Source organism: Amycolatopsis sp. NPDC041971 (assembly GCF_055588925.1).
The window spans coordinates 20,463-45,049 of sequence record NZ_JBVJCE010000030.1; the positions used below are offsets into that span (position 1 = coordinate 20,463).

Below are 24,587 nucleotides of genomic sequence, written 5' to 3' on the forward strand. Positions count from 1 at the left end.
GAGGGAGGCGGAGGAGGGCTGGTCTCTTTCTTTTCTTTTTGTTTTTTCCTCCCCCCCCCCCCCCCCCCCCCCCCCCCCCCCCCCCCCCCCCCCCCCCCCCCCCCACCCGGTCCGTCCACTCAGTCACGCGACACCGTCAGTTCGGCAAGGCCTCATGAGGCCAGGGGGCGTTCGCCCCGGTGACCACGGTGGCGACCCGGTCGCCCGGGATGTCGTGCACGGTCAGCGCGGCCAGGCCGGCGGCGCCCGCGGGTTCCGGGAGGACGCCGAGGGTTTCCGCGCCCAACCGCATGGCCGCGCGCAGATCGTCGTCCTCGACCAGCACGAAGTCGTCCACGAGTAGCCGCAAACGCCTGATGGATTCGGGTTCCGGGGTGCGGATCGAGATGCCACCGGCGAACGAGTTCACCCGGTCGACGGTGACCGGCTCACCGGCCCGCCAGCTCGTCGCCATCGCCCGCGCCGACGTCGTTCCGACACCGACGATCCGGATGTCCGGCGTCTGCGCCTTGAGCCAGAGCGCGACGCCGGCGATCAGCGCGCCGTCGCCGACCGGGAGCACGACCGTGTCGATCCCGCCCGCTTCCGCCAGTTCCAGGCCGATCGTGCCCGCCCCTTCGGAGATCGCGGGCTCACGGCCGTCGACCACGAAGACGCGGTCCGGGGCTTCGGCGGCGAAGGCGGCCGCGGCGACCTTCGCCTCGCCGTCGACGCGGCGTACCCGCGCCCCCAGGGTCTTCATCCGCCGCAGTTTGACCGGGGAGATGTCGGCGGGGACGAACACCTCGGCCCGCAGGCCGTGCTTGCGGGCGGCGAACGCGACGGCCTGCCCGAAGTTGCCGCTGGTGCCGCACACCATCGTCGTGCCCGGCGCCAGTCCGGCCGCGAAATAGTCCGCTCCCCGGCCTTTGAAGCTACGCAACGGATTCAGCGTCTCGATCTTCACCAGCACGGGCCGGCCGAGCCGTTCGTTCAGCTGTTCGTCGCTGTACTGCGGGGAATTCAGGAAAACGGGATCGATCACCTTCGCCGCCTCTGCGACGTTGTCCAGCTTCAGGTCGATGTCGGTCATGACGCTCAAGCTAGGCCGGGAGTCGATCACGGCGATTGTAAATTTTCCCGGTCACGTGCAAAAATCTTGCGTGCCTCTCGACGAGATCGACCAGCTGCTGCTCGACCTCGTCCAGGCCGACGCGGCCCGTCCTCTGCACGATTTGGGTGATGCCGTCGGCCTCTCCCCGAGCGCGGTCCAGCGACGGCTGACCCGGCTGCGTGCCGCGGGCGTGATCCGCGCCGAGGTCGCCGTGCTCGATCCGGACGCGCTCGGCGCGGGGATGACGTCGGTCGTCCTGGTCGCGCTGACCGACGACGACGAGAAACACCACACGGCCTTCCGCGAGCGGATGCTGGCCGAGCCCCGTGTCCAGCACTGCTACAGCATCGTCGGGCAGTGGGATTACGTCGTCGTCCTGCTCAGCCCGGATCTCAAGGCGAGCCGGTACCTGTCCAGGAAGCTGTTCGACGAGCACGTCAAACGGTTCGAGACGCTGCCCGCCTTCGAGGTGGTCAAGTCGAGTCAGTCGGTGCCGGTGCCCGACGTCAGCCGTGGATCCGGCCGCTGAGTTCGGCGAGCCGCGAACCCGAACCGTTCCACCGCAGCGCGATGATCTCCGCCGCGATCGACACCGCGGTCTCCTCGGGGGTCCGCGCGCCGAGGTCGAGGCCGATCGGCGAGGACAGCCGTTCGAGTTCCGCCTCGGTGACCCCGGCCTCGCGCAGCCGCGCGAAGCGGTCGTCGTGGGTCTTGCGCGAGCCCATCGCGCCGATGTAGCCGACGTCGAGACGCAGCGCGACCTCCAGCAGCGGCACGTCGAACTTCGGATCGTGGGTGAGCACGGCGATCGCGGTCCGGCCGTCGATCCGGCCCGCGTCGGCTTCGGCCTTGAGATAGCGGTGTGGCCAGTCGACGACGACCTCGTGTGCGTCGGGGAACCGGCTCTTCGTCGCGAACACGGGCCGCGCGTCGCAGACCGTGACCTGGTAGCCGAGGTACGCGCCCATCTTCGCCATCGCGGCGGCGAAGTCGATCGCGCCGAAGACCAGCAGGCGCGCGGGCGGTTCGAAGGAGTTGACGAAGACCGTCATCCCCTCGCCGCGGCGCTGCCCGTCCGGCCCGTAATGCAAGGTTCCGGTGCGGCCGCCGACGAGCATGCCGCGCGCGTCGTCGACGACGGCGTCGTCCATCCGCGACGAACCGAGCGAACCGGCGACCCGGTCCGGCCAGACGATCAGATGCTCGCCGACCAGGCCCTCGCGTTCGTGCTCGATCACCGTGACCACGGCGACCGGCTGTCCACTGTGGACCGATTCGACGATCTCGCCGAGTTCCGGCAACGAGTCGCGGTCCACTTGCTGGACGTAGATGTCGATGATCCCGCCGCAGGTCAGCCCGACCGCGAACGCGTCGTCGTCGCTGACTCCGTAGCGCTGCAGCACGGGCGCGCGTTCGGCGACCACCTGCCGCGCGAGTTCGTAGACGGCTCCCTCGACGCAGCCGCCGGAGACGCTGCCGGTGACCGTGCCGTCGGGCGCGACGAGCATCGCCGCGCCCGGGCTCCGCGGCGCCGACGAGAACGTCGCCACCACGGTGCCGACCCCCACCGTCTCGCCTGCCGCCCAGCGGCGGTGCAGTTCGTCCAGTACGTCACGCATCGGCGATCTCCACCAGCAATCGTTCCAATGTGGCCAAACTGTGCCCGGCCAGCAGCCGATCGAGGTACGGGAGCGCGGCCACGATGCCGGACTGCACGGGAGCGTAACCCGCCCGCCCCGCGTGCGGATTCACCCAGAATACGACGTGCGCGAGCCGCCGCAGCCTGGCGAGCTGCTCGCCGAGCAGGCCGGGGTCGCCCCGTTCCCAGCCGTCGGAGAACACGGTGACGACGGATCGCCTGGCCGCGCCGCGTTGTCCCCAGCGGTCGAGGAACGCCCGCAGGGTCTCACCGAGCCTGGTCCCGCCCGCGAAATCGGGGACCGCGGCCGCCGCGGCGAGCATGGCGTGTTCGGGGTCGCGCAGCCGGAGCTGGCGGGAGACCCTGGTGAGCCGGGTGCCCAGGGTGAACACCTCGACCCGGCCGGGAGCGCGCCGCGTCACGACATGCGCGAACCGCAACAGGGAGTCGGCGTACGGCCCCATCGAGCCGGAGACGTCGATCAGGAAGACGACGCGGCGTGGTTTGACGCCCTTCCGCCGGTACGCCAGGCGCACGGGCTCGCCGCCACCGGCCAGCATCGCCCGGAGCGTGCGCGACGGATCGAGCGTGCCCCGCCGGGCGGCGCGACGGCGCGGCGACGACCGTAGCGGGAGGGCCGGGCGCAGTTTCGCGAGCAGTTCCCGCAGGTGGGCGCGTTCGGCGACGCTCAGTTCGGCGAGGTCGCGGTGACGCAGGATTTCTTCCTCGCTCGCCGCCACGCGGAGTTCGTCGGGCTCCGCGCCGGACACGCCCTGGCCCGGCGCCTGCGTCAGGGCGGCGATCCTGGCCCGCTTCGGGGCCGCTTCCCTGCCTCGCCGTCGTGGCGCGGATTCCCTTTCGGTGAACCAGCCGTCGAACGCGGCGTTGTAGCGCGGGAGGTCGTCGGGGTCGGCGCACAACGTCAACCGTCCGGCCCAGTAGAGCTGCTCGGGATCGGCGAGGTCGATCTCACCGACTGCGCCGAGGTACGCCTGTACTCGGTGCGCGTCGCACGGCAAACCGGCTTCGCGCAATGCCTCCGCGAAGCCGACGAAGCCCACCAGTGAGTCGCTCACCCCTCCATTGTGCGCGCATTTCGTCCTCTGGATGCGGTAGTTGCACGCGCAAGTACCGCATTCAGAGGACGAAACGCGGGGTCAGCGGCGCGCGAAGACCGGGGTTTTCTCGCGCAGGGGACCGATGCCGCCCATGAACGCCGCGAGGGCGGTGAGTTGCGGGAAGCGGTCCGAGATCCGGAGCGGCAGCGGCAGCGTCCGCCCGGTCAGCGTCCCGTCGAGAGCGGGCTCGACGATCATCTTGTGCTCGCCCAGTTGCTGCATCTGGGCGAGCGAGACCACCAAGGCCCGCCGACGCTGCACGCGGGCGAGATCCCGCGCGGCCAGCGTGCCGCGCAGCAACGGGGCGGCGAGGAACCGCGCGGCCGCCACCGCGTCCTGCACCGCGATGTTGACGCCCATCCCGCCGACCGGCGACATCGCGTGCGCGGCGTCGCCGATGCAGAGCACGCGGCCGGAGTGCCAGCGCGGGAGCTTCGACATCCGGACCTTCAGCAGTTTGACGTCGTCCCAGTCGCGGATCTCGCTCAGCTGCTCGTCGTTCCAGCCGAACAGACCGCCGATCCGTTCCCGGAACTTCTCGATCCCTTCGGCCCGCTGCGCGGCGTCCTGTCCCTTCCGGATCAGGTACGAGGTCTGGAAGTAGTCGCCCCGGTCCATGGTCACGCCGGCGAGCCCGCCCTCGAACCGGCCGAACACCTGGGCCTCCTTGCCGGTGTCTTCGAGTTTCGGCACCCGGACCCACCAGACGTCCATCGGCACCTCGTACTCCTTCGGCACGAGCCCGGCTTCCGCGCGGATGAGCGAATCCCGGCCGTCGCAGCCGACCACGAGCGACGCGGCCAGCTCCCGCTCCTCACCGTCGGAATCGCGGTAGCGCACGCCTCCGCCGTCGCGCAGGCCGAGTACTTCGGCCCCCATTCGCAGGGTGAACGCCGGTTCCCCGGCCGCGGCTTCGGCGAGCAGGTTCAGGAAATCCCATTGCGGGACCATCGCGATGTACTTGTGCGGCCCGGGAACGCGACTGAAATCGGCGGCGACGATCGCCGTGTCGCCGATCAGCATCCGCATCTTCTCCAACCGTTTCGACGGCAGTTCCGCGAACCGCTCGCCGAGGCCGAGTTCGTCGAGCAGCCTCAATGTCGGCGGATGCACCGTGTCGCCGCGGAAATCGCGGAAGAAATCCTTGTGCTTTTCGAGAACGGTGACCTCGACCCCGGCTCGCGCCAACAGGAGTCCGAGCACCATTCCCGCCGGACCGCCCCCCACCACACAACACCGTGTACGTTCCATCATCGAGTTCTAGCGCGTCCCGTGGGCATTTACCACGTATTCGGCTCCGAAGAGGACCTTGGTCCTAGGGCCGCAGTCCGGCGATGAGGACGCCGACCATTCTGCGCGCGTTGTAGCGGGGATCGCTGTCGGCGCCGATGCAGAGGTTTCCCACGCCGCGCATGACTTCGAGCGCCTGCAGATCGGAACGGATCTCGCCTGCCCCCGCGGCGGCGTCGAGCAACCGGGCGCACACCGGCAGGAGGGTGTCGAGGAAGTAGGCGTGCAGCGTCTCGAATCCGGCGTTGTCGGACTGCAGGACCGCCGCCAGGCCGTGTTTGGTGACCAGGAAATCGACGAAGAGGTCGATCCAGCGCCGCAACGCCTCATACGGGGAATCGCTCGACGCCAGCAGTTCCGGCCCGGCTTCGGCGCACGCGTCGACCTGATGCCGGTAGACGGCGATGATGAGGTCGGCCCTGGTCGGGAAGTGCCGGTAGATCGTGCCCATCCCGACGCCCGCCTTGGCCGCGATGTCGCGCACCGGCGCCTCGACACCCGAGGTGACGAAGACGGCGGCGGCCGCGTCGAGCAGCGTCTTCTCGTTGCGCCGGGCGTCCGCGCGTTTGGCCTTGGTGCCCTTTTCACTCATCACGCACTCCTCCGCCGCCGAGCTTGCCAAACGGAACGCTGCTCCGTATCGTTAGCGGAGCAACGTTCCGCTTGCTCATCTTGCCATGGAGGACATCGTCATGCAGTACCGCACCTTGGGCAGGACCGGCGTGCAGGTCAGCACCCTCGCGCTGGGCGCGATGAACTTCGGTGCGATCGGGCGCACCACCCAGGACGAGGCCACCGGCCTCGTCGACGCCGCGCTGGCGGCCGGGATCAATTTCATCGACACCGCCGACATGTACAGCGCGGGCGAGTCGGAGAAGATGGTCGGGAAGGCCATCGCGGGCCGCCGCGAAGACATCGTGCTGGCCACGAAGGCGAGCATGCCGATTGGCGACGAGCGCAACCACCAAGGCGCTTCACGCCGCTGGCTGGTCACCGAACTGGACAACAGCCTGCGCCGCCTCGATGTCGACCACGTCGATCTCTACCAGATCCACCGCTGGGACCCGAAGACCGGCGACGAAGAGACGCTTTCGGCGCTGACCGATCTGCAACAGGCGGGGAAGATCCGCTACTTCGGTTCGTCGACATTCCCCGCGTACCGCATCGTGCAGGCCCAGTGGGCCGCCCGCGAACACCGGCTGAGCGGGTACGTCACCGAACAGCCCGGCTATTCGATTCTGCAGCGCGGGATCGAAACCCATGTGCTGCCCGTGACCGAGGAATACGGGATGGGCGTGCTGGTGTGGAGCCCGTTGGCGTCCGGCTGGCTGTCCGGCGCGGTCCGGGAAGGCCGCGAAATCAGTACGAACCGTTCCGCGGTGCTGCCGCAGCGTTTCGATCTGACCCGGCCCGTCAACCGGGCCCGGCTGGAAGCCGTCGAGCGGCTGGCCAAGGTCGCCGACCAGGCGGGGTTGAGCCTCATCCAGCTCGCGCTCGGCTTCGTCGTCGCGCATCCGGGCGTGACGAGCGCGATCATCGGGCCCCGCACACTGGAACATCTGGAGTCGCAGCTCGCCGCCGCGGACACGGTGCTTTCCGCCGACGTCCTCGACGCGATCGACGAGATCGTCGCCCCGGGCACCGATCTCGCCCCGGAGGAGAAGCACGACACCCCGCCTTCTCTGCTCGACGCGTCGCTGCGGCGCCGTTGACGCTCAGGCGAGCAGCTTGTCCAGCTTGGCCCGGACGCGGGCGAGGTCTTCGCTGTACTTGAGCACCGAGCCGAGGGTCCGCGCGGCGGCCGCGGCGTCCAATTCGGACATTCCGAGGGCGAGGAGCGCCTGAGCCCAGTCGAGGGATTCCGCCACTCCGGGCGACTTCAGCAACTCCATCGCACGGAGCCGCTGTACCGCCGTCGCGACCTGCGCGGCGAGTCCTTCGCCCAGGCCCGGGATCTTGCGGCGCAGGATCTCGATCTCACGGCCGAGGTCCGGATGTTCGAGCCAGTGGTAGAGACAGCGCCGCTTCAGCGCGTCATGCACCTCCCGTGTCCGGTTGGAGGTGAGCACCACGAGCGGCGGATGTTCGGCGCGCACCTCGCCGAACTCGGGGATCGTCACCGCGTTCTCGTCGAGGAGTTGCAGCAGGAAGGCTTCGAACTCGTCGTCGGCCCGGTCGATCTCGTCGACCAGCAGCACGCACGGCGCGGTCTGCAACGCCTTCAGCAGCGGCCGGGAGAGCAGGAAACGTTCGGTGTAGAGGGATTGTTCGGCGGCCTCGACGTCGAGGCCGCCGTCACCGGAGGCTTCCAGCGCCCGCAAATGCAGCAGCTGACGAGGAAAGTCCCATTCGTACAACGCCTGTGCCGCGTCGATCCCCTCGTGACACTGGAGCCGGATGAGCGGCATGCCGAGCGCTTCGGCCAGGCCCAAGGCGAGCGAGGTCTTGCCGGTACCCGGCTCACCCTCGCAGAACAGCGGGCGGCCGAGCGCCACGGCGAGGAATCCGGCCGTGGCGATGCCGTCGTCGGCGAGGTAGCCGACCGATTCGAGGGCTTCGGCCAGTTTCGCGGGCGATTCGACGGTCACGTGCCGATCGTAAGCCTCGGCGAGCGTGAGATCAGCCTGGAAGATCCTCGCGGCGGTCCACGTCTTGCCCGGTGCCGAGGTCGCCGCATTCGACGAGCCGCAGGTCCTGGCGCCCCTTGAGCCAGTCGCGGGCACCCTTGTCCCCGGACGAGCCCGCCATGATCTCCGGCCACCAACGGCGACCGAACACTACGGGATGGCCGGGAACGCCTTCGTAGGCCGCACGCGCGACCGTGTTCTCACTGGCCCCGGCGGCGACTCTTCGGACCACTTCGGCGCCGACCCCGGGCAGGTCCACGAGATGCACGACAGCGGCTTCGGCGTCGGTTCCGGTGAGCGCGCTCAGGCCCGCCCGCAGTGACGCGCCCATTCCGGACTCCCAGTCTTCGGCCATAACGGCGGCTCCGGGGGCGGGCAGGACAGCGCGGACTTCCGCGGCCGAGGCACCCAGCACCACCCGGACCGGCGCGCAGCCCGCGTCGATGAGCACCCGCAGCGCCCGGACGACGAACGGCTCGCCGTGGAGGACGGCCAGCGCCTTCGGCCCGCCGAACCGGCGCCCGGCCCCGGCCGCGAGCAGCAGCCCGGCCGGCTCAGCCATGCCGGGCTTTGGTCGGCGGCGCCGAGGCCAGATCGGTCTCGATGGCGCGCGCCGCCGCGAGCAGGGGCGGGAGCAGTTCCTGTTCGACCGACTCGCGTGTGGTGCGGCTGGCGTGGGTGGAGAGGTTGACCGCGGCCACGACCTTGCCCCGCCGATCTTGGATCGGCGCGGCGATCGAGCGGAGGCCTTCTTCGAGTTCCTGGTCGACCATCGCGTAGCCCTGCTCGTGGACCCTGACCAGTTCGGCGAGTAACTCCTCCGGTCGGCTCTTGGTGCGCGCGGTGAGCTTGTCGAGCTTCGCCCCGGCGAGATAACCCCGCAGGTCGGAGTCATCGAGGCCGGCCAGCAGCACGTGTCCCATCGACGTCGCGTGGGCCGGGAAGCGGGTGCCGACGTTGATGCTGACGGTCATGATCCGCGAGACGGCCACGCGGGCGACGTAGACGATGTCCATGCCTTCGAGCACGGAGACCGAACTCGACTCGTGCACCTCGGCGGAGAGCCGTTCCAGATGCGGCTGGGCGACCTCCGGCAGCGACAGGCTCGACAGATACGAGTAGCCGAGTTCGAGGACCCGTGCGGTCAACGAGAAGTACTTGCCGTCGGTGCGCACGTACCCCAGGTCGACGAGGGTGAGCAGGAACCGGCGGGCGGCCGCCCTGGTCAGCCCGGTGGACCGGGCGACGTCGCTCAGCGTGAGTTCCGCCGCGTCCGCGTTGAACGCCTTGATCACCGCCAGCCCGCGCTCGAGCGACTGGACATGATGCGCGCCGCGTTCGGTCACCTCGCCTTCGTCCATATGAGAACCCTAAGGCGTGTCTGGCAAGTCTGTTCGATGGGCTTGGTGAACCAGGTGGCTCCTGACGGCACGGGCCGATCGCTCTCGTACCGGGTCCGTGCTGTCAGGGACCTGGGCACGGAGACCGCGAACAGACCTCGCGGGGCACGCCTTAGCCGTCACCCTCTTCCTGGGCGGCAGGTTCACCGAGTTCGGCCAGGACCCGCTGGGCGACGGCGAACGCGGTGTTGGCGGCCGGGGCACCCGTGTAGACGGCGGTGTGGAGCAGGACCTCGGAGATCTCCTGTGCGGTGAGTCCATTGTGGACGGCTGCACGGACGTGCATCGCGAGCTCGTCGTGGGCGTGCAGCGCGGTGAGCGCGGCCAGGGTGACACAGCTGCGGGTCTTGCGGTCGAGCCCGTCACGCGACCAGACCGATCCCCAAGCACCCCGGGTGATGTAGTCCTGGAACGGACGGCTGAACTCGGTGGTGCGGGCGACCGCACGGTCGACGTGTGCGTCCCCGAGGACTTCGCGGCGCACCTTCATGCCGGTCTCGTAGGTGTCGTCGGTCATCGGGCGGCCTCCAGGTGTTCGAGGATCAACGTGGTGAACCGCTCCGGCTGTTCGAAACTCCCCAGATGCGCGGCACCGTCGACGACCTCCAGTCGCGCGTCCGGGATGCCGCCCGCGATCACCTCGGCGTGCTCGACCGGGGTGGCCGGATCCTCGGCCCCGGCGATGACCAGGGTCCGCGCCGTGATCTTGGGCAGTTCGTCGACGAGGTCCATCCGTTCGATGACCTGACAGGACGCCGCGTACCCCTCGGCGGGGACGCTCGCGATCATCTCGCGCAGGTATCCGGCCCGCTCGGGGTGGGCGGCGGCGAAACCGGCGGTCAGCCAGCGGCCGACCCCCGCCTTTGCGACGGCGGCGGTGCCGTTCTCCCGGACCGTCTTCGCCCTGTCCGCCCACATGTTCGGCGGCCCGAGTTTCGCGGACGTGCAGCACAGCACGAGGCTCTGGATCCGGTCCGGCGCGTTCACGCCCAGCCACATCCCGGTCATCCCGCCGAGCGAGAGGCCGACGACATGGGCGCGTTCGGCGCGGTACTCGTCGAGCAGGGCGAGCAGATCACCGCCGAGATCAGCGAGCGTGTACGGCCCCGGCGGGACCGGGGAGGCGCCGTGCCCGCGCGTGTCGTAGCGAATCACCCGGAAACCCTGCTCCACCAACGGTTTCACCTGCGGTTCCCACATGCGGTGGTCGCTGCCGAGCGATCCGCTCAGCACCACGGCGGGGCCGTCCGCGGGCCCTTCCGCGACGCTGTGCACTTTCACCGGCTCAGACATCGAAGAACACCGTCTCCCCTTCGCCCTGCAACCGGATGTCGAACCGGTAGCCGTCACCGGTCTTGGTGGCGACCAAGGTGCTCTGGCGGGCTTCCGGGACGGAGGCCAGCACCGGGTCCCCGGAGTTGTCGTTGTCCTCGAAGTAGATCCGGGTGACCACCCGGTGCAGGAGTCCGCGTGCGAGCACCGAGACGTCGATGTGCGGCGCCTGCGTGCTACCCGCCGGACCGGGCAGCGGACCGGGCATGATCGTCCGGATCTCGTAGTCGCCCGCTGGATCGGTGGGGCAGCGTCCGAAGCCCCGGAATCCGCTCGCGACCGCTCCGCGCGGGTCGCCGGGGTGGTCGAACCGGCCGTCGGCGTCGGCCTGCCAGGTCTCGATCATCGCGTCCGGGACCGGTTCGCCCGCACCGTCGAGGACACGGCCGTGGACGCGGATCGCGGCCGGGTCGTCCGCGGGGACGACGTCCGGCCCGTCCGGCCAGGGCAGGCCGATGGACAGGTACGGGCCGACGGTCTGGGAAGGCGTCGTCTCCGGCATCAGTGCTCGTCCTCCTCGTCCTCGAAGACCGAAGCCTCGCGGCCGCGCACGACGATGTCGAACTGGAAGGCCAGTGCCCACTCGGCTTCCGTGCGGTCGAGGTCGAAGCGGGCGATCATCCGCTGCCGCGCCTTCTCGTCCGGGATGGAGTTGAAGATCGGATCCTGCGAGAACAGCGGGTCTTCCGGGAAGTACATCTGGGTGACCAGCCGCTGGGTGAACGCGGTGCCGAACACGGAGAAGTGGATGTGCGCCGGCCGCCAGGCGTTGTCGTGGTTCTTCCACGGGTACGCGCCCGGTTTGATGGTGGTGAAGGTGTAGCGCCCTTCGGCGTCGGTGAGCGTCCGGCCCGCGCCGTCGAAGTTCGGGTCGAGCGGCGACGGCCAGCGATCACCGGTGTGCCGGTACCGCCCGCCCGCGTTCGCCTGCCAGATCTCCACGAGCGAATCCCGGATCGGCCGCCCGTCGCCGTCGAGCAGCCGTCCGGTGACGATGATCCGCTGGCCTTGCGGCTCCCCCGCGTGCCCCTTGGTGAGGTCGTTGTCGAACTCGCCGATCCGCCCCGGCCCCAGTGCCGGCCCGGTGACCTCGGTCAGCAGTTGCGGGAGCACGATCAGCGGTTCCTTGGGATGCCGCAGCGCCGTCGACCGGTAGCCGGCGTAGTCGAGTGGCGGATGCGTGCCCTCCGGATCGCGCCGGTAGCGCGGGAGCCTCAGTTCTGCGGGTGCGGACATAGCTGTTCCCTCCAGCGCGGGTCAGTGGATCACTGGGCTTCGAGGACGACGGCCAGCCCTTGACCGACGCCGATGCAGATGGCCGCCAGCCCCCACCGGCCGCCGGTGCGGCGCAGGTGATGGGCCAGGGTGCCGAGGATGCGGCCGCCGGAGGCGCCCAGCGGATGCCCGATCGCGATCGCGCCGCCGTTCACGTTGACGATCTCCGGGTCGAGCTTCGACCAGTCCCGCAGGCAGGCCAGCGACTGCGCGGCGAAGGCCTCGTTCAGTTCGACGGCCGCCAGGTCTTCCCAGCCGATCCCGGCCCGCTCCAGGGCGATCTCGGCCGCGCGCACCGGGCCGATGCCGAAGACGTCGGGGTCGACACCCGCCGCGCCACGGCCGGCGATCCGGGCCAGCGGCGCCTTGCCGAGCCGTTTCCCGGCCGCCTCGTCCCCGAGCAGCAGCGCGGAGGCGCCGTCGTTCAGGGGCGAGGCGTTCGCGGCCGTGACCGTCCCTTGTGGACGGAAGACGGGTTTGAGTTTCGCGAGCTTCTCCGGGCTGGAATCCGGCCGGATGCCTTCGTCGCGAGTGAGTTCGACACCCTCGACGGGGACGACGTGGTCGTCGTAGAACCCCTCGTCCCAGGCGCGGGCGGCGTTGACGTGACTGCGGACGGCGAACGCGTCCTGCTTGTCGCGGCCGATGCCGTAGCGCTCGGCCAGCTGTTCGGTGGACTCGCCTAATGACACCGTCCACTGTTCGGGCATCTTCGGGTTGACCATGCGCCAGCCCAGCGCGGTGGAGTACAGCGTCTGATTGCCCGCCGGGAAGGCCTTCTCCGGTTTCTGCATGACCAGCGGCGAGCGGCTCATCGATTCCACCCCGCCGGCGACGGCGAGTGCGGCGTCGCCGACCTGGACCGACCGGCTGGCCTGCATGACCGCGTCGAGGCCGGAGCCGCACAACCGGTTGACCGTGGCGCCCGGCACGGTGGTCGGCCAGCCCGCCAGCAGTGCCGCCATCCGCGCGACGTTGCGGTTGTCCTCACCCGCGCCGTTGGCGTCGCCGAGAACGACCTCGTCGACGGTGGCCGGGTCGAGGTCGTTGCGTTCGGCCAGCGCCCGCAGCACGGTGGCGGCGAGGTCGTCCGGACGGACCCCGGACAGGGCGCCGCCGTATTTGCCGAACGGGGTACGGATGGCGTCGAACAGGAAGACGTCGGTCATGCGCTCGCCCTTTTGAGGTCTCGGAGGATGCGGAGTTCTGCCTCGGTCGGCGCCGGGGTGGTTCCCAGGTCGCCGGACACCTTCAGTTTCCACCCGGTCGCCTCGAGGACCTGATCGACCTCGACCCCGGGGTGCAGTTCGGTGAGGGTGAGCTCGGCGGTCTCCGGGTCGGGCCGCAGCAGGCCGAGGTCGGTGACCACCAGCGTCGGCCCGGCGCCGGGGAGGCCGAGGCGCTCGCGGTCGCCCTTGCCGGTGCCGTGGCCGAACGAGGTCACGAAGTCGACCTTCTCGACGAACGTGCGGGTGCTCTGCCGGAGTACCACGAACACCTCACGGCACGAGGCGGCGATCTCCGGTGCGCCGCCCGCCCCGGGGAGGCGCACCTTGGGGCTGGCGTAGTTCGAGGTACTCGTTCCCGAGAACTCGTCTGCGGAGCCCGGGCCGATGACGGTGGTGTTGATGTTGCCGAACTTGTCCAGCTGGGCGGCGCCGAGGAAACCGACGTCGATCCGGCCGGGCTGGAGCCAGTAGTTGAAGACCTCGGGGACGCTGACCACGGCGTCCGCGGTGTCGGCGAGTTCGCCGTCGCCGATGGACAGCGGGAGCCTGGTCGGCTTCGCGCCGAGGCAGCCGGATTCGTAGATCAGCGTGAGGTTCGGCGCGTGCCCGCGGCGGGCGAGGTTGGCGGCCGTACTGGGCAGGCCGATGCCCACGAAACAGGACATCCCGTCGCCGAGAGCGCGAGCGGCGGCGACGCTCATCATCTCGTCGGAGGTGTACTCGGTCATGCCTTCACTCCCGTCAGCTCGTCGAGCCAGCGGGTGAAGCTCTCCCTGTCCCGGCCGATCTCGTCCCATGCCTGGTAGGCGTCGTTGTCCCGTTCGTAGTACCCCGCCGCGTACGACGGCTTCGCGCCGCCGGGAACCTCGGCGACGGCGGTGACCGCCCACGACGGCAGCACGATCGCGCCCGGCCGGGGCTCCAGCTCGTCCACGATCTCCTCGACGGTGACCAGTGAGCGCTTCGCCGCGAGCACCGCCTCCTTCTGTACGCCCGTGATGCCCCAGATCTGGACGTTGCCGTCCCTGTCGGCCCGCTGGGCGTGCACGATCGTGACGTCCGGATTCAGCGCGGAGACGGCGGCGAGCCGCTCACCGGTGAACGGACAGGTGATGGGCTTGATCGTGTCGGTCTGCGCGGGGAGGTCGGTGCCGGTGTAGCCGCGCAGGACCGCGAACGGCAGGCCCGAGGCACCTGCGACGTAGCGATTCGCCATGCCGGCGTGACTGTGTTCCTCTATCTCCAGTGGCACCGGCCAGGCGTGCTGGACCGCGTCACGGAAGCGGTGCAGCGAGCCGACACCGGGGTTACCGCCCCACGAGAAGATCAGCTTGTTCGCGCAACCCGCGCCGATGAGCTGGTCGTAGACGATGTCCGGGGTCATGCGGATCAGCGTCAGGCCGGTGCGGCGCTGACGGATGATCTCGTGGCCCGCGGCGACCGGAATGAGGTGCGTGAAGCCCTCGAGCGCGACAGTGTCCCCGTCGCGCACCAGCCGCGCCACGGCCTCCTTCAACGACAGCAGCTCTGCCATCCCCACTCCCGGTTTGTTCGTATCGCGCACACCTGTTCTGCATATGAACATAGCATGGTTTGGCGGGGTCGCGCACTCCTTCTTCGGGCGGGAAACGCCGCCGGATGTCGTGAAAGGGGCGTTCAGGACACTTTTCGTCCTGAACGCCCCTTTCACGACAAAGGACTCCGGCTCAGCTGATTCCGCTGCCGGGCGGGAACCATTCGACGGCCTTGTAGTCCCCCGTCTCGACCGTCTCGAACGGAGCACTGCTCATACAGCGCGGCACGACGGACTTCCGCTCAGGATCAGGACCCCAGCTGTAGCCGACCCGGTCGCGCCCGCCGTTGTCGTACACCGTCATCCCGACCCGGCGGCCCGCGAGGCCCGGGACGTTCGTGTCGTGGACGATGCCGGTCACCACGGCGACAGGGCCGCCGACGACCAGGCAATCGACCCTGCCCTGAAAATAGGCGGAGAGCCCCTCACCCGCGTGGCTCACCCGAAACGTTCCCCGGCTTTCCGGATGGAGACCGCGCGCGTCGAAGGCGAACCGCACGTCCTGGCCGTCCTCGCGCAGCATCTTCGCGCTGCCGACCAGACTCGGCTCGGACGGCTCCCCCTTGCCCGCTTCCGTGCCCGACGCCGGCCCCGCCGCGACGAGCGTCGTGGCGATGACCATCGCGGCGCCGACGGCCGCGAGTTCCCGTGATCGTTTCATTTCCCACCCCTGAATTCCCGCTCGCGGAACATTTCCGCGCTTTCCACGTTCGCGGGCCGTGGACCGCGACGGCTCCCCCACGCAGGGGAAGCGCCTCCCTCACGGTGGGGATTCGCGCGTTTGGGATACCAAGCACTGCCCACTAGGCTGTGGGCGTGACCTCGACGATCGCGGTGACCCGGTGGATCCCCGACGAAGCGCTGAAAGTGCTCGCCGATGCCGGGGAGGTGAAACTGTCGCGCGCCGACCGGCCGCTGACGCCGGACGAACTGCGCGAGTTCGTGCGGGGCTCGTCCGCGATCGTCGGCATGCTGCACGACCGGATCGACGGCGCGGTCGCCGACGCGGCGGGCCCGGGCCTGAAGGTCGTGGCGAACGTCGCCGTCGGCCACGACAACATCGACATCCCGGCGCTGGCCGGACGCGGGATCACCGTCACCAACACCCCCGGCGTGCTCACCGACGCCACCGCGGATCTGGCGTTCGGGCTGATCCTCGCGGTCACGCGGCGGCTCGGCGAGGGTGAACGCTTGATCCGCTCGCGCACCCCGTGGTCGTTCCACCTGGGTTTCCTGCTCGGCTCCTCGCTGCGGGACAAGACGCTCGGGATCGTCGGGCTCGGCCAGATCGGGCAGGCGGTCGCGCGGCGGGCACTCGGTTTCGGCACGCGGATCGTCTACTCAGGACGGTCGCGGGCCGCCGAGGACGTCGAGAAGACCTTGGGCGCGAAGTACGTGCCCTTCGACGAACTGCTGGGAAGCTCCGACGTCGTTTCGCTGCACTGCCCCCTGACGCCGGAAACCCGGCACCTCATCGACGCGGCCGCGCTGAGGTCGATGAAACCGGGCGCGTATCTGATCAACACCACGCGCGGCCCCGTCGTCCACGAAGCCGCCCTGGCGGACGCGCTCGAAGCCGGGGAGATCGCCGGAGCGGGACTCGACGTCTTCGAAGCCGAACCCGAGGTCGAGCGGCGTCTGCTGGACCGCGAAAACGTCGTCTTGACGCCGCACCTCGGATCGGCGACGGTCGAAACCAGAACTGCCATGGCCGTGCTCGCGGCCGAGAACGTCGCGTCGGTGCTCACCGGCGGAAACCCGCTGACGGAGGTTCGTCCATGACTCGTGTGGTCATCGCGCCCGACAAGTTCAAGGGAAGCTTGACCGCGGTCGAGGCCGCGGAGGCGATCGCCGACGGCGTCCGCGACGCGCTGCCCGAAGCCGAGGTCTCCTCCTGTCCGGTCGCCGACGGCGGCGAAGGAACGCTCGACGTCCTCGTCGCGGCGGGCGGCCGCCTGGTGGAACTCCCGGTTCGCGGGCCGCTCGACGACACCGTCGACGCGCGCTACGTGACACTCGACGGAACGGCCTACATCGAGTCGGCCCGGGCGTGCGGGATCGAGTTCGTCGAGCCGAGCCCGGAGGTGGCGCTCGCCGCGCACACCTGGGGTGTCGGTGAACTTCTCGCGCACGCGCTCGACAACGGCGCGCGGCGGCTGGTGCTGACCGTCGGCGGAACGGCGAGCACCGACGGTGGCGCCGGGATGCTGGCGGCACTGGGCGCCGGGGTCTTCGACGCGTTCAGCGCGCCCGTCGGGCTGGGCGGCGGCACGCTGGGGCGCGTCGCGCTGGCCGAACTCGGCCCGGCGCGGGACAGGCTCGGCTCCGTCGAGGTCGCTGTCGCCACCGACGTGACGAACCCGCTGCTCGGCCCCCGTGGCGCCGCCGCGGTCTTCGGCCCGCAGAAAGGCGCGGGCCCGCGCGAGGTCGAACTATTGGACGAGGCCCTGGCCCGCTGGGCGCAGGCATTGCGGAACGCCGGGGCCCAGGACGTCTCGGACCTTCCCGGAGCGGGGGCGGGCGGCGGGGTCGCCGCCGGGGCGATCGCGGGACTCGGCGCGAGCGTCGAATCCGGTTTCCAGCTGATCGCCGGGCTCACCGGCGTCGCCGACGCCATCGAACGCGCCGACCTCGTCATCACCGGCGAGGGTTCGCTGGACGAACAGAGTCTCGACGGGAAGGCACCGGCGGGCATCGCGGCCCGCGCACAGGAACACGCGGTGCCGCTGATGGTGCTGGCCGGACGGATCCAACTGGACCAGAGCCAGCTCGACGGCCTCGGGGTCGTGGGCAGCGCCGCCCTGATCGACCACGCGCCTTCGCTCGATTACGCGCGTGCGCACGCGGCGGAACTCCTGCGAGAGCGGGCCGGCGAGCTGGTCCGCGCCTGGGCCGGGGCCTAAGCGAGATTGCCCAACTTGAAGTACATGAAGGGCCTCTTCCTCGCGCTAGGCACCAGAGCCCCGGCAAAGTCGCATAACCGCTGTTCAAGTGGGTGTTGCGGGGGAGGCGGGCTCGTCACAGTGGCGTGACACCTTCTCGACTGTCCACAAGGGACATTTTTTCGAGAAGACGGTTCTAGCCCAATGCCACGTAGCTCAAGTTGAACAACCCGGTGAACTGCGTTTTCTTATCGGTGACGACAGCTTGCGCACCTCAGCTCATTGTGTCCATTCCGGACTGTTGCCGGTGTGGCGCCAGGGGTACGCGGGGCGTCGATACAGGGGGTCGTGAGTGGCGATTCGTGTTCTAACGAGCCGAAAGTCAACGGTGTCGTGCCAGGAGGCATCCTCGGACCGCAAGGGCCGGGGGTTGGCGTCACGGTGGTCCCGGTGTCATCACCAGGGGTGCCTCGGAAGGCAGTGAAGGCCTCCTTGCCTATCTCCAGGGTAGGCAAGGAGGCCTTCACGGACCGGTGAGCGTTTCCTCGTCCGGTGATCATGTCGCCCGACCCTCAATAACCCTCTTTTTCACTCACGACCCCAATGGAGACGTTCATTAACGCATCAAATGGACGACCTGCGGTCGACTAATGTCCTTTGTGGACACCAGTCGCTCAAGACACCCTGTCATCCGCCCCATGGGTGTCCAGTTCGAATCACCAAGAGCGCCAATGACCAACGGCTATGCGACTTTGCCGGGCCCTGCGTGAAGAGGCGTGACGCGCCCCACCTGGGCAAACCCTGAACCCGCCGGGCTCAGCTGCCAGGCTCTGCCTGCGGGAGTACAGCGAAAGCGACTTCGCCGGTTTCGTCCTGCTGGACGTCGAGCACCTTGTCGTCGAGCAAAGCGGCCGCTTCCGGCTCCAAGAACACCTTCGGGCCGCCGTCGGCGCCGAGCACCTTGTCTCCGCTTTCGGGTTCGGGAGCGACGGAAACCGCGAGCTGGGGGTTGTCACTCTCCTGGGAGTGCATCGCGAACCGCAGCCCGCCTCCGTCTTGCCCGTTTTCCTGGCCGGTCAGTGCCGTGATCGCCTCGGCGGCGGCTTCGGTGACTGTCAGCATCTCTGCCCTTCCTTCGTCGCGGTCTTGCACTTGACGGACCACGCTAGGGGGTCCTGGGACGGCCTGCCGCCTGAGCGAAAGATCATCTTTCGCCGACGTCAGGCTCCTCTTCGGCCAGCCGCATGGCGTGCGACTCCCCTTCGCGCATCTCCGCGGGCGTGGTCCCGAAACGGTCGGCCCCGCTCCAGTGTTCGGGCGGTTCCACCCCCTCTTCGAGTGGATCGACCTGGAGTTCGTCCTCGTCGAGGGCCTCACTGGGATCCAGCGTTTCCGGTTCCGCGGTCTCATGGTCGTTCATCGGGCCGCTCCCTCCTGGTCGGACTTCGACCGGGCCGTGCTGTACTCGACCCGGCTCCTGTGGCTTACCCGGCGTCTCCGCAGGCCAAACAGGGGCGCTGTCGCGGGGATCACAGATTCTCAGGCAGTTCATTAGCTTCACAAATTTGTGAAACAAGGAGTAGCGTCGTCGGTATGACCACCACCAGGTGGGCGCCAGGGCACCGGATCATCCGGCGCGCGCCGGAACGGCATCACGAACTCGGCAACCATGCCGCTTGGTACGTCGTCGCCGGAGTCGCCGCCACCGGCGTGCAAGCCGTGCTGTTCCTCTTCTTCCAACCGATCCTCGGCCCCCAGGTGGCCAATCTGGTCGCGCTCGCGGTCACCACCGTCGGGAACACCGAGTTCCATCGCCGGGTCACCTTCGCCGGCCGCAAGAGCAATGCGGGCAAGCGACACTTCCAGGACCTGGTGACGTTCGGCTTCTACGCCGTGTACGGCTCGATCGTGCTCGCGTCCCTCGGCTCGGTGATCACCGAGCCGACCGCGCTGGAGCAGACAGGCGCCTTGCTCGCGGCCAGCGTCGTGGGCGGCATCGCGCGCTTCGCGGTCCTTCGCTGGTGGGTCTTCGCTCGCCGGAGCGCCTAGGCTTCCCCGCGTGGCAGAGATCAACGGACCGCACGACGGCGGTTCGGAACCCGACTACCGATTCACGCTCGCCAACGAACGGACCTTCCTCGCCTGGCTCCGGACGGCGCTGGGCCTGCTCGCGGGCGGCGTCGCCGTCCATCAACTGGTTCCCGACCCGAACGCGCTGAGCACCGTCCTCACGGGAATGTGCGTCGTACTGGCCGCTGTCCTCGCGGCGAGCGCGTATCCACGCTGGCGGCAGGTGCAGACCGCGATGCGCGCGGGACGGCCCCTGCCGAAGAGCGGGATGCTGATCCTGCTGAGCGCCGGAATCCTCGCGATCACGCTGACGGCCGCGGCTCTGGTGGTCTTCTCGTGAACGCCGGCGATCACGGAGCGCAAGCGGAACGAACCGGGCTGGCCTGGCGCCGGACCGCGCTCGCGGCTACTGCCTGCACACTCCTGCTCTTGCACAGCGCGGCCCGGCGAGGCTGGGGAACGACGGTCATCCCGGTCGCGTTCGGGGGTGCCATGGTGATCACCTTGGTCGCCGCCGGCGCGTTCCGTGAACGAGCACTGCGCCGTCCGGGCACCCCGAAATCTCTTAACCCAGCCCTTGCTGTCACCGCATCGGCACTCGTCGTAGCGACCGCCGTCGCTTTGATCACGGTGCGCTGAGCGGCGCGCACATCCTGCGATCCGGGGAACCCTTTTCGCGACACAGAGTCTCGGTTGTATTAAGCCGACTCCGGCGAATGGGCTATCTCTAGTTGAAATCTTTACTGCCGTCCGAACGGCGCCTACGATTACGCTGCGTCGCAACGGCGGCAGATCGATCTGATCTTACGGAGCATCTGCCGTCCTCAATCGTTACGGAGTGTTGGCCCCTCGACAGCGATGGTCGCAGGGTCGGCCGGGGAGGACGACCATGCAAGCGATTTCCAGCGCGTCCAGAACCGTCACCCCCGATGCGGTCCCCGGATACACGACTCCGGAGAACCTGCCTCGACCGGGCGGACGGCTGACGAAGGAGGACCTCGATCCCGTCGTCAAGGACGCGGGCGACGGGAATCCCGCCGCGATCCAGTCACTCCTGCGGATGATCGGGCCGGTCGTGGTCCGGTACTGCCGCGCCAGAATGGGTGGCCGCGACCTGTCCTACCTGTCGGCGGACGACGTCGCGCAGGAAGTGTGCATGGCCGTGCTGAAGGCCCTCCCCGGCTATCAGGATCGGGGCGGTTCGTTCCTCTACCTCGTGCACGCCATCGCGGCCAACAAGGTCGCCGACGCCTACCGCGCCGTCTCCCGCGACCGGTCGGAGCCGGTACCGGAACTGCCGGAACGGCCCATCGGCGACAACGAACCCGAAACGCACGCCCTGCACCTGGACCTCGGTGCCCGGCTCAACCGCCTGCTCTCCACGCTGCCGCGAGTGCAACAGGAGATCCTCGCTCTGCGCATCGCCGTCGGCCTCTCCGCCGCCGAAACCGCCGAGGCACTCGGTATCTCCGCCGGCAACGTGCGCGTGACGCAGCACCGCGCACTGGCCCGCCTGCGGACGATGGTCAAGCAGGACGAGTTCTGAGCTTTCCTCCCCTGTCGCAGGTCGTTGATCGGCGGCTCTCCGGCGCCCGGACCCCGCGCCCCTGCCTTCTTTCTTCGAGCCGTCCGGCGGTTCAACGCCGCGACTCGATGAGGCCGACCGCGCCGAGCACTTTCGCGACCATCGACGGATCCGGTGCCGGCCGGAGTGCCTCGTCACGCAGCCGATCGCCGAGCGCCTCGGCGTGCGCGCGGGCCCGCCGCGCCTGGGTTCGCGACTCCGCCGCCGTGCGGTTCGCGACGAACGCGACCCGCACCGCCACCGCGGCGACCACGAGCGCGACCGAAGCGAGTACCAACGCCGCGATGATCATCCGCGGACCCTGCTCTCGACGAAAACGCCGTAGCAAGAGGGACAGATCAACGCACCGGCCCCGGCTTGGCCGGCGGTGGCGGCCAGGGCACTCGAACATGTCCCGTCGCACCGGGCACAGCGATACTCTGTCTCCAAAGAGGATGTCACGGGCATTCGATACCCGTCCCCGCACCGGTCAAACCGGTACGGCACGTGGTACTCGGCACATCCGACCGGCTCACGCCCCTCTCGCGGCGGGAAGCCGGTAAGCGCGCTTCGCGGTGCCGTCGAAGAACTCCAGCCGCTCGGCGTCGCTCAGTAAGCCCGTGAGCGAGAACGCCGTGTCCACGACGACTTCGTACGCTGCCGCGAGTTCGCAGACCGGCCAGTCGGAGCCGAACATCAGCCGCGAAGCCCCGAAGGACTCCAGCACGTGCTCGGCCCAGCGCGCCAGCTGACCGGCCTTCCACCGCGCCCAGTCCGCCTCGGTCACGAGCCCGGAAAGCTTGCAGTACACGTTGTCCAGCTCCCCCAGCGCCGCGACACCGTCCGCCCACGGCTGCCATTCGCCCGAGGCGATCGGCGGCTTCGCGGCGTGGTCGAGCACGAAAACCTGGTCAGGCGACGCTTTCGCGGCGGCGAGTGCGGCGGGAAGCTGGGGTGGCTTCACCAACAGGTCGTACGCCAGCCCGGCCTCGCCGAGGGCGGCGAGGCCACGCAGGACCTCGGGCCGGGTCAGCCACGCCGGGTCGGGCTCGTCCTCGACCTGGTGCCGGATTCCCACCAGGGGACCGGAAAACGAGGCCACGCGCTCGCCGACGTCGGGAGCGGTGAGATCGGTCCAGCCGACGACACCCGCGATCAGCGGTTCGGCGAGTGCGACGTCGAGGAACTCGCGCGTCTCCTCCTCCGACGAAACCGTCTGCACCAGCACGGTCCCCTTTACCCCCGCCGTCTTCGTCACCGTGCGGAGATCGTCCACTGTGTACGGACGGCGGATCGGGTCCAGCGCCGTCCCCGTCATCCAGGGGTAGTCCCGCCGCGAGGGGTCCCACAGGTGATGGTGCGCGTCGATCACGACTGTCCTCCCGGTCGCAGCACGGTGTCCTCACGCAACAGTCCCGCACGGATCAGGTCCGTCCACAACTCGCGCGGCACCGGACGCCGGAACCGTTCGGCGTTGAGCCGGACCTGGCCGGGATCGTGCGCGCCGACGACCACGGACACCACCGACGGATGCGCGGCGGGCAACCCCAAAGCGGCCTGCGGGAGTTCGACACCGTGCCGCGCGCAGACATCCGCGATCCGCTGGGCGCGCTCGACCAGTTCGACGGGCGCCTCGGCGTAGTCGTACATCGTGCCGGGCGACGCGGTCGCGAGGATTCCGGCGTTGAAAGCGCCGCCCGCCACCACGTCCACTCCGCGTTCGGTGCACAGCGGGAGGAGATCGTCGAGAGCCGGCTGGTTGAGCAGGGTGTACCGGCCCGCCAGCAGGATCACGTCGAGATCGAACCGGCGGACGAACTCCGTCAGCATCGGCGCCTGGTTCATCCCGGCCCCGATGGCGTCGACGACGCCCTGCTCCCGGAGTTCGAGCAGCGCGGGGAACGCGCCGTTGACGGTGTCTTCGAAATGTTCGTCCGGATCGTGCACGTAGACGACGTCCACGCGATCGAGCCCGAGCCGCTCCAGACTGTCCTCAAGCGAGCGGAGGATCCCGTCACGGCTGAAGTCCCAGCGGCGTCTGTACGCGGCTGGAACGACGAAACCCTCCGAGTCGGTGCGTGAGGCACCGTCGGGATCGGGTTCCAGCACGCGGCCGACCTTGGTCGAGACCACGAAATCCGCGCGGGGATACGCCGAAAGCGCCGCGCCCAGCCGCCGTTCCGACAGCCCGAGGCCGTAGTGCGGGGCGGTGTCGAAGTACCGGATGCCTTCGTCCCACGCCTGCCGGACGGTCGCTTCGGCCGTGTCGTCGGCGATGGCGTGGTACAGGTTGCCCAGCTGCGCGCAGCCGAGCCCCAGCGGGGACAGGGGGATCTTCACGGAAGCTCCCACACCAGGCCGAGACCCGAATCGTTGCCCGAGTAGTCGTCTTCGACGTCGAGCAGGTCCGCCATCCGCGCCTGCCATGGAATGTTGGCCGGATGGTCGCGCAGGATCGCGCGCATCTTCGCGTAGTCCTCGACCTCCACCACGTGGAAGAGGTCGAGACCGTCCCGCCAGATCCGCCACGAACGCACACCCGCACCCCGCAGGGCTTCGTCCAGATCAGGCGGGATGACGGCGTGGACGGACTCGTATTCGGCCTCCTTACCCGGCTTCAACCGGGTGTGGAGTGCCACTCTTTGTAGTGCGACACCGTGGGTCACCGCGCCTCCTCAGTTCGAAACATGGCACTCTGTCAACTGACACTCAAACATCCGAGGTCTTCGGGGAGGGCGGTGGAACGTGCCGGTCACCGATGTCGCGATCGACAAGATCAAGGACATGATCATCTCCGGTGAGCTTGCTCCGGGCGACAGGCTGCCGAAGGAGGCCGAACTGGCCCAGCGGCTCGGCCTGTCCCGCAGCTCGCTGCGCGAAGCGGTGAAGGCGCTGTGCTTGATCCGCGTGCTCGACGTCCGCCAGGGCGACGGAACGTACGTCACCAGCCTCGAACCGAATCTCCTCCTCGACGCGATGACGTTCGTGGTGGACTTCCACCGGGACGACACCGTGCTGGACTTCCTCGCCGTCCGCCGGATCCTCGAACCGGCGGCGACGGCGATGGCCGCGATGCACATGAACGACGAGGACATCGCGGAACTAGGCCGCCTGCTCGACGAGCTGGCCGACTCGCCGACGGTGGAGGCACTGGTCGCGAACGATCTGCAGTTCCACCGCAAGATCGCCGACGGCTCCGGCAATCCCGTGCTGTGCTCGCTGCTGGACAGCCTGTCCGGCCCCACCGCGCGCGCCCGCATCTGGCGCGGGCTCACCCAGGAGGGCGCGGTCGCGAAGACCCGCGAGCAGCACACGGCGATCTACGAGGCCATCGCCGCCCGCGAACCCGAACTCGCGCGTTCGTGGGCGACCGTGCACGTGGCGGGAGTGGAGCAGTGGCTCCGCAACGCCCTCGGCACCGCCGACGACCCCACCACGGCCGCCGAAGCTTCCTGACACCGCACTCTCCTAACCGGCCACCGAAGTGACCACAGG

31 protein-coding genes are annotated in these 24,587 nt (G+C 69.2%); 9 read left to right on the forward strand and 22 right to left on the reverse strand.

The annotated features are described in order from the left end of the window. Positions 1-136: 136 nt before the first annotated feature. Positions 137-1,072, reverse strand: coding sequence for a threonine ammonia-lyase (locus tag ACZ6DT_RS38615; protein WP_465604526.1), 936 nt, complete (start codon positions 1,070-1,072; stop codon positions 137-139). 70 nt (positions 1,073-1,142) lie between these two features. Here ACZ6DT_RS38615 and ACZ6DT_RS38620 point away from each other — a divergent pair, with 70 nt between their 5' ends. After that, a complete protein-coding gene (locus ACZ6DT_RS38620) occupies positions 1,143-1,622 on the forward strand; it encodes an Lrp/AsnC family transcriptional regulator (protein ID WP_465604528.1) in 480 nt (159 codons plus the stop codon). Here ACZ6DT_RS38620 and ACZ6DT_RS38625 read toward each other — a convergent pair. The 4 genes from ACZ6DT_RS38625 to ACZ6DT_RS38640 form a co-directional block, all read right to left on the reverse strand. Next, the gene (locus ACZ6DT_RS38625) at positions 1,600-2,712 is read right to left on the reverse strand and encodes an XdhC family protein (protein WP_465604531.1); all 1,113 of its coding nucleotides are present in this window, start codon (positions 2,710-2,712) and stop codon (positions 1,600-1,602) included. The genes ACZ6DT_RS38620 and ACZ6DT_RS38625 overlap by 23 nt on opposite strands. Beyond that, positions 2,705-3,808 (reverse strand): vWA domain-containing protein, encoded by a 1,104-nt coding sequence (locus ACZ6DT_RS38630; RefSeq protein WP_465604533.1) that lies wholly within the window; start codon positions 3,806-3,808, stop codon positions 2,705-2,707. Before ACZ6DT_RS38630 ends, ACZ6DT_RS38625 begins: the two co-directional genes overlap by 8 nt. 81 nt (positions 3,809-3,889) lie before the next feature. After that, entirely contained in the window at positions 3,890-5,104 is a 1,215-nt protein-coding gene (locus ACZ6DT_RS38635; RefSeq protein ID WP_465604536.1) for an FAD-dependent oxidoreductase, read from the reverse strand. Between the two features lie 61 nt (positions 5,105-5,165). Beyond that, positions 5,166-5,732, reverse strand: a complete 567-nt coding sequence (locus ACZ6DT_RS38640; RefSeq protein WP_465604539.1) for a TetR/AcrR family transcriptional regulator — start codon at positions 5,730-5,732, stop codon at positions 5,166-5,168. Between the two features lie 100 nt (positions 5,733-5,832). Here ACZ6DT_RS38640 and ACZ6DT_RS38645 point away from each other — a divergent pair, with 100 nt between their 5' ends. Next, a complete protein-coding gene (locus ACZ6DT_RS38645; protein WP_465604634.1) occupies positions 5,833-6,852 on the forward strand; it encodes an aldo/keto reductase in 1,020 nt (339 codons plus the stop codon). 3 nt (positions 6,853-6,855) lie between these two features. Here the strand turns inward: ACZ6DT_RS38645 and ACZ6DT_RS38650 are convergent, their stop codons facing one another. The 11 genes from ACZ6DT_RS38650 to ACZ6DT_RS38700 form a co-directional block, all read right to left on the reverse strand. After that, on the reverse strand, positions 6,856-7,728 hold the full coding sequence (locus tag ACZ6DT_RS38650; RefSeq protein ID WP_465604542.1) for an AAA family ATPase: 873 nt from the start codon (positions 7,726-7,728) through the stop codon (positions 6,856-6,858). A gap of 31 nt (positions 7,729-7,759) precedes the next feature. After that, positions 7,760-8,329, reverse strand: a complete 570-nt coding sequence (locus tag ACZ6DT_RS38655; RefSeq protein ID WP_465604545.1) for a nucleotidyltransferase family protein — start codon at positions 8,327-8,329, stop codon at positions 7,760-7,762. Continuing rightward, entirely contained in the window at positions 8,322-9,128 is an 807-nt protein-coding gene (locus ACZ6DT_RS38660) for an IclR family transcriptional regulator domain-containing protein (RefSeq protein ID WP_465604548.1), read from the reverse strand. The genes ACZ6DT_RS38655 and ACZ6DT_RS38660 overlap by 8 nt, the downstream gene beginning before the upstream one ends. 151 nt (positions 9,129-9,279) lie before the next feature. Further along, positions 9,280-9,684 (reverse strand): 4-carboxymuconolactone decarboxylase, encoded by a 405-nt coding sequence (pcaC, locus tag ACZ6DT_RS38665; protein WP_465604551.1) that lies wholly within the window; start codon positions 9,682-9,684, stop codon positions 9,280-9,282. Further along, entirely contained in the window at positions 9,681-10,460 is a 780-nt protein-coding gene (pcaD, locus tag ACZ6DT_RS38670) for a 3-oxoadipate enol-lactonase (protein ID WP_465604554.1), read from the reverse strand. The genes pcaC and pcaD overlap by 4 nt, the downstream gene beginning before the upstream one ends. Continuing rightward, entirely contained in the window at positions 10,453-11,001 is a 549-nt protein-coding gene (gene pcaG, locus ACZ6DT_RS38675) for a protocatechuate 3,4-dioxygenase subunit alpha (RefSeq protein WP_465604556.1), read from the reverse strand. The genes pcaD and pcaG overlap by 8 nt, the downstream gene beginning before the upstream one ends. Further along, positions 11,001-11,735, reverse strand: a complete 735-nt coding sequence (gene pcaH / locus ACZ6DT_RS38680; protein ID WP_465604559.1) for a protocatechuate 3,4-dioxygenase subunit beta — start codon at positions 11,733-11,735, stop codon at positions 11,001-11,003. Before pcaH ends, pcaG begins: the two co-directional genes overlap by 1 nt. Positions 11,736-11,764: 29 nt before the next feature. Then, positions 11,765-12,943 (reverse strand): thiolase family protein, encoded by a 1,179-nt coding sequence (locus ACZ6DT_RS38685; protein WP_465604562.1) that lies wholly within the window; start codon positions 12,941-12,943, stop codon positions 11,765-11,767. Next, positions 12,940-13,731: a CoA-transferase subunit beta gene (locus tag ACZ6DT_RS38690; RefSeq protein ID WP_465604565.1), complete on the reverse strand. Its 792-nt coding sequence runs from the start codon at positions 13,729-13,731 to the stop codon at positions 12,940-12,942. The genes ACZ6DT_RS38685 and ACZ6DT_RS38690 overlap by 4 nt, the downstream gene beginning before the upstream one ends. Then, positions 13,728-14,537: a CoA transferase subunit A gene (locus ACZ6DT_RS38695; RefSeq protein ID WP_465604568.1), complete on the reverse strand. Its 810-nt coding sequence runs from the start codon at positions 14,535-14,537 to the stop codon at positions 13,728-13,730. The genes ACZ6DT_RS38690 and ACZ6DT_RS38695 overlap by 4 nt, the downstream gene beginning before the upstream one ends. A 172-nt stretch (positions 14,538-14,709) precedes the next feature. Then, positions 14,710-15,237: a hypothetical protein gene (locus ACZ6DT_RS38700; protein WP_465604570.1), complete on the reverse strand. Its 528-nt coding sequence runs from the start codon at positions 15,235-15,237 to the stop codon at positions 14,710-14,712. A gap of 155 nt (positions 15,238-15,392) precedes the next feature. Here ACZ6DT_RS38700 and ACZ6DT_RS38705 point away from each other — a divergent pair, with 155 nt between their 5' ends. Further along, positions 15,393-16,358 (forward strand): 2-hydroxyacid dehydrogenase, encoded by a 966-nt coding sequence (locus ACZ6DT_RS38705; RefSeq protein ID WP_465604572.1) that lies wholly within the window; start codon positions 15,393-15,395, stop codon positions 16,356-16,358. Further along, entirely contained in the window at positions 16,355-17,479 is a 1,125-nt protein-coding gene (locus ACZ6DT_RS38710; protein ID WP_465604575.1) for a glycerate kinase, read from the forward strand. The genes ACZ6DT_RS38705 and ACZ6DT_RS38710 overlap by 4 nt, the downstream gene beginning before the upstream one ends. Positions 17,480-18,274: 795 nt before the next feature. Here the strand turns inward: ACZ6DT_RS38710 and ACZ6DT_RS38715 are convergent. Further along, positions 18,275-18,580: an iron-sulfur cluster biosynthesis protein gene (locus ACZ6DT_RS38715; protein ID WP_465604578.1), complete on the reverse strand. Its 306-nt coding sequence runs from the start codon at positions 18,578-18,580 to the stop codon at positions 18,275-18,277. An 82-nt stretch (positions 18,581-18,662) separates the two neighbouring features. Continuing rightward, entirely contained in the window at positions 18,663-18,878 is a 216-nt protein-coding gene (locus ACZ6DT_RS38720) for a hypothetical protein (RefSeq protein WP_465604580.1), read from the reverse strand. A 173-nt stretch (positions 18,879-19,051) separates the two neighbouring features. Here ACZ6DT_RS38720 and ACZ6DT_RS38725 point away from each other — a divergent pair, with 173 nt between their 5' ends. From ACZ6DT_RS38725 to shbA, 4 genes are all read left to right on the forward strand, one after another. Then, positions 19,052-19,507 (forward strand): GtrA family protein, encoded by a 456-nt coding sequence (locus ACZ6DT_RS38725; RefSeq protein WP_465604582.1) that lies wholly within the window; start codon positions 19,052-19,054, stop codon positions 19,505-19,507. A 10-nt stretch (positions 19,508-19,517) separates the two neighbouring features. Further along, positions 19,518-19,868: a YidH family protein gene (locus ACZ6DT_RS38730; protein WP_465604585.1), complete on the forward strand. Its 351-nt coding sequence runs from the start codon at positions 19,518-19,520 to the stop codon at positions 19,866-19,868. Next, positions 19,865-20,167, forward strand: a complete 303-nt coding sequence (locus tag ACZ6DT_RS38735; RefSeq protein ID WP_465604588.1) for a DUF202 domain-containing protein — start codon at positions 19,865-19,867, stop codon at positions 20,165-20,167. The genes ACZ6DT_RS38730 and ACZ6DT_RS38735 overlap by 4 nt, the downstream gene beginning before the upstream one ends. 250 nt (positions 20,168-20,417) lie before the next feature. Beyond that, positions 20,418-21,074, forward strand: a complete 657-nt coding sequence (gene shbA, locus ACZ6DT_RS38740; RefSeq protein WP_465604590.1) for an RNA polymerase sigma factor ShbA — start codon at positions 20,418-20,420, stop codon at positions 21,072-21,074. A 91-nt stretch (positions 21,075-21,165) separates the two neighbouring features. Here the strand turns inward: shbA and ACZ6DT_RS38745 are convergent, their stop codons facing one another. The 4 genes from ACZ6DT_RS38745 to ACZ6DT_RS38760 form a co-directional block, all read right to left on the reverse strand. After that, positions 21,166-21,405 carry a hypothetical protein gene (locus ACZ6DT_RS38745; RefSeq protein ID WP_465604593.1) on the reverse strand — a complete coding sequence of 80 codons (240 nt, stop codon included), beginning with the start codon at positions 21,403-21,405 and terminating at the stop codon, positions 21,166-21,168. A gap of 219 nt (positions 21,406-21,624) precedes the next feature. After that, positions 21,625-22,464, reverse strand: coding sequence for an amidohydrolase family protein (locus tag ACZ6DT_RS38750; RefSeq protein ID WP_465604596.1), 840 nt, complete (start codon positions 22,462-22,464; stop codon positions 21,625-21,627). Beyond that, on the reverse strand, positions 22,461-23,432 hold the full coding sequence (locus ACZ6DT_RS38755; protein WP_465604599.1) for an aldo/keto reductase: 972 nt from the start codon (positions 23,430-23,432) through the stop codon (positions 22,461-22,463). The genes ACZ6DT_RS38750 and ACZ6DT_RS38755 overlap by 4 nt, the downstream gene beginning before the upstream one ends. Beyond that, positions 23,429-23,731, reverse strand: a complete 303-nt coding sequence (locus ACZ6DT_RS38760; protein ID WP_465604637.1) for an L-rhamnose mutarotase — start codon at positions 23,729-23,731, stop codon at positions 23,429-23,431. The genes ACZ6DT_RS38755 and ACZ6DT_RS38760 overlap by 4 nt, the downstream gene beginning before the upstream one ends. A gap of 106 nt (positions 23,732-23,837) precedes the next feature. On the opposite strand from ACZ6DT_RS38760, the gene ACZ6DT_RS38765 reads away from it, so the two are divergent. Beyond that, positions 23,838-24,548 carry a FadR/GntR family transcriptional regulator gene (locus tag ACZ6DT_RS38765; RefSeq protein ID WP_125792631.1) on the forward strand — a complete coding sequence of 237 codons (711 nt, stop codon included), beginning with the start codon at positions 23,838-23,840 and terminating at the stop codon, positions 24,546-24,548. Positions 24,549-24,587 lie beyond the last annotated feature (39 nt).

Coding starts and splice junctions, on each gene's coding strand:
- ACZ6DT_RS38690 (WP_465604565.1), bottom strand. CDS start 13,731: ATGACCGAGTACACCTCCGACGAGATGATGAGCGTCGCCGCCGCTCGC.
- pcaC (WP_465604551.1), bottom strand. CDS start 9,684: ATGACCGACGACACCTACGAGACCGGCATGAAGGTGCGCCGCGAAGTC.
- pcaH (WP_465604559.1), bottom strand. CDS start 11,735: ATGTCCGCACCCGCAGAACTGAGGCTCCCGCGCTACCGGCGCGATCCG.
- ACZ6DT_RS38710 (WP_465604575.1), top strand. CDS start 16,355: ATGACTCGTGTGGTCATCGCGCCCGACAAGTTCAAGGGAAGCTTGACC.
- shbA (WP_465604590.1), top strand. CDS start 20,418: ATGCAAGCGATTTCCAGCGCGTCCAGAACCGTCACCCCCGATGCGGTC.
- pcaG (WP_465604556.1), bottom strand. CDS start 11,001: ATGCCGGAGACGACGCCTTCCCAGACCGTCGGCCCGTACCTGTCCATC.
- ACZ6DT_RS38635 (WP_465604536.1), bottom strand. CDS start 5,104: ATGATGGAACGTACACGGTGTTGTGTGGTGGGGGGCGGTCCGGCGGGA.
- pcaD (WP_465604554.1), bottom strand. CDS start 10,460: ATGTCTGAGCCGGTGAAAGTGCACAGCGTCGCGGAAGGGCCCGCGGAC.
- ACZ6DT_RS38655 (WP_465604545.1), bottom strand. CDS start 8,329: ATGGCTGAGCCGGCCGGGCTGCTGCTCGCGGCCGGGGCCGGGCGCCGG.
- ACZ6DT_RS38725 (WP_465604582.1), top strand. CDS start 19,052: ATGACCACCACCAGGTGGGCGCCAGGGCACCGGATCATCCGGCGCGCG.
- ACZ6DT_RS38685 (WP_465604562.1), bottom strand. CDS start 12,943: ATGACCGACGTCTTCCTGTTCGACGCCATCCGTACCCCGTTCGGCAAA.
- ACZ6DT_RS38745 (WP_465604593.1), bottom strand. CDS start 21,405: ATGATCATCGCGGCGTTGGTACTCGCTTCGGTCGCGCTCGTGGTCGCC.
- ACZ6DT_RS38660 (WP_465604548.1), bottom strand. CDS start 9,128: ATGGACGAAGGCGAGGTGACCGAACGCGGCGCGCATCATGTCCAGTCG.
- ACZ6DT_RS38640 (WP_465604539.1), bottom strand. CDS start 5,732: ATGAGTGAAAAGGGCACCAAGGCCAAACGCGCGGACGCCCGGCGCAAC.
- ACZ6DT_RS38645 (WP_465604634.1), top strand. CDS start 5,833: ATGCAGTACCGCACCTTGGGCAGGACCGGCGTGCAGGTCAGCACCCTC.
- ACZ6DT_RS38720 (WP_465604580.1), bottom strand. CDS start 18,878: ATGAACGACCATGAGACCGCGGAACCGGAAACGCTGGATCCCAGTGAG.
- ACZ6DT_RS38695 (WP_465604568.1), bottom strand. CDS start 14,537: ATGGCAGAGCTGCTGTCGTTGAAGGAGGCCGTGGCGCGGCTGGTGCGC.
- ACZ6DT_RS38625 (WP_465604531.1), bottom strand. CDS start 2,712: ATGCGTGACGTACTGGACGAACTGCACCGCCGCTGGGCGGCAGGCGAG.
- ACZ6DT_RS38715 (WP_465604578.1), bottom strand. CDS start 18,580: ATGCTGACAGTCACCGAAGCCGCCGCCGAGGCGATCACGGCACTGACC.
- ACZ6DT_RS38615 (WP_465604526.1), bottom strand. CDS start 1,072: ATGACCGACATCGACCTGAAGCTGGACAACGTCGCAGAGGCGGCGAAG.
- ACZ6DT_RS38700 (WP_465604570.1), bottom strand. CDS start 15,237: ATGAAACGATCACGGGAACTCGCGGCCGTCGGCGCCGCGATGGTCATC.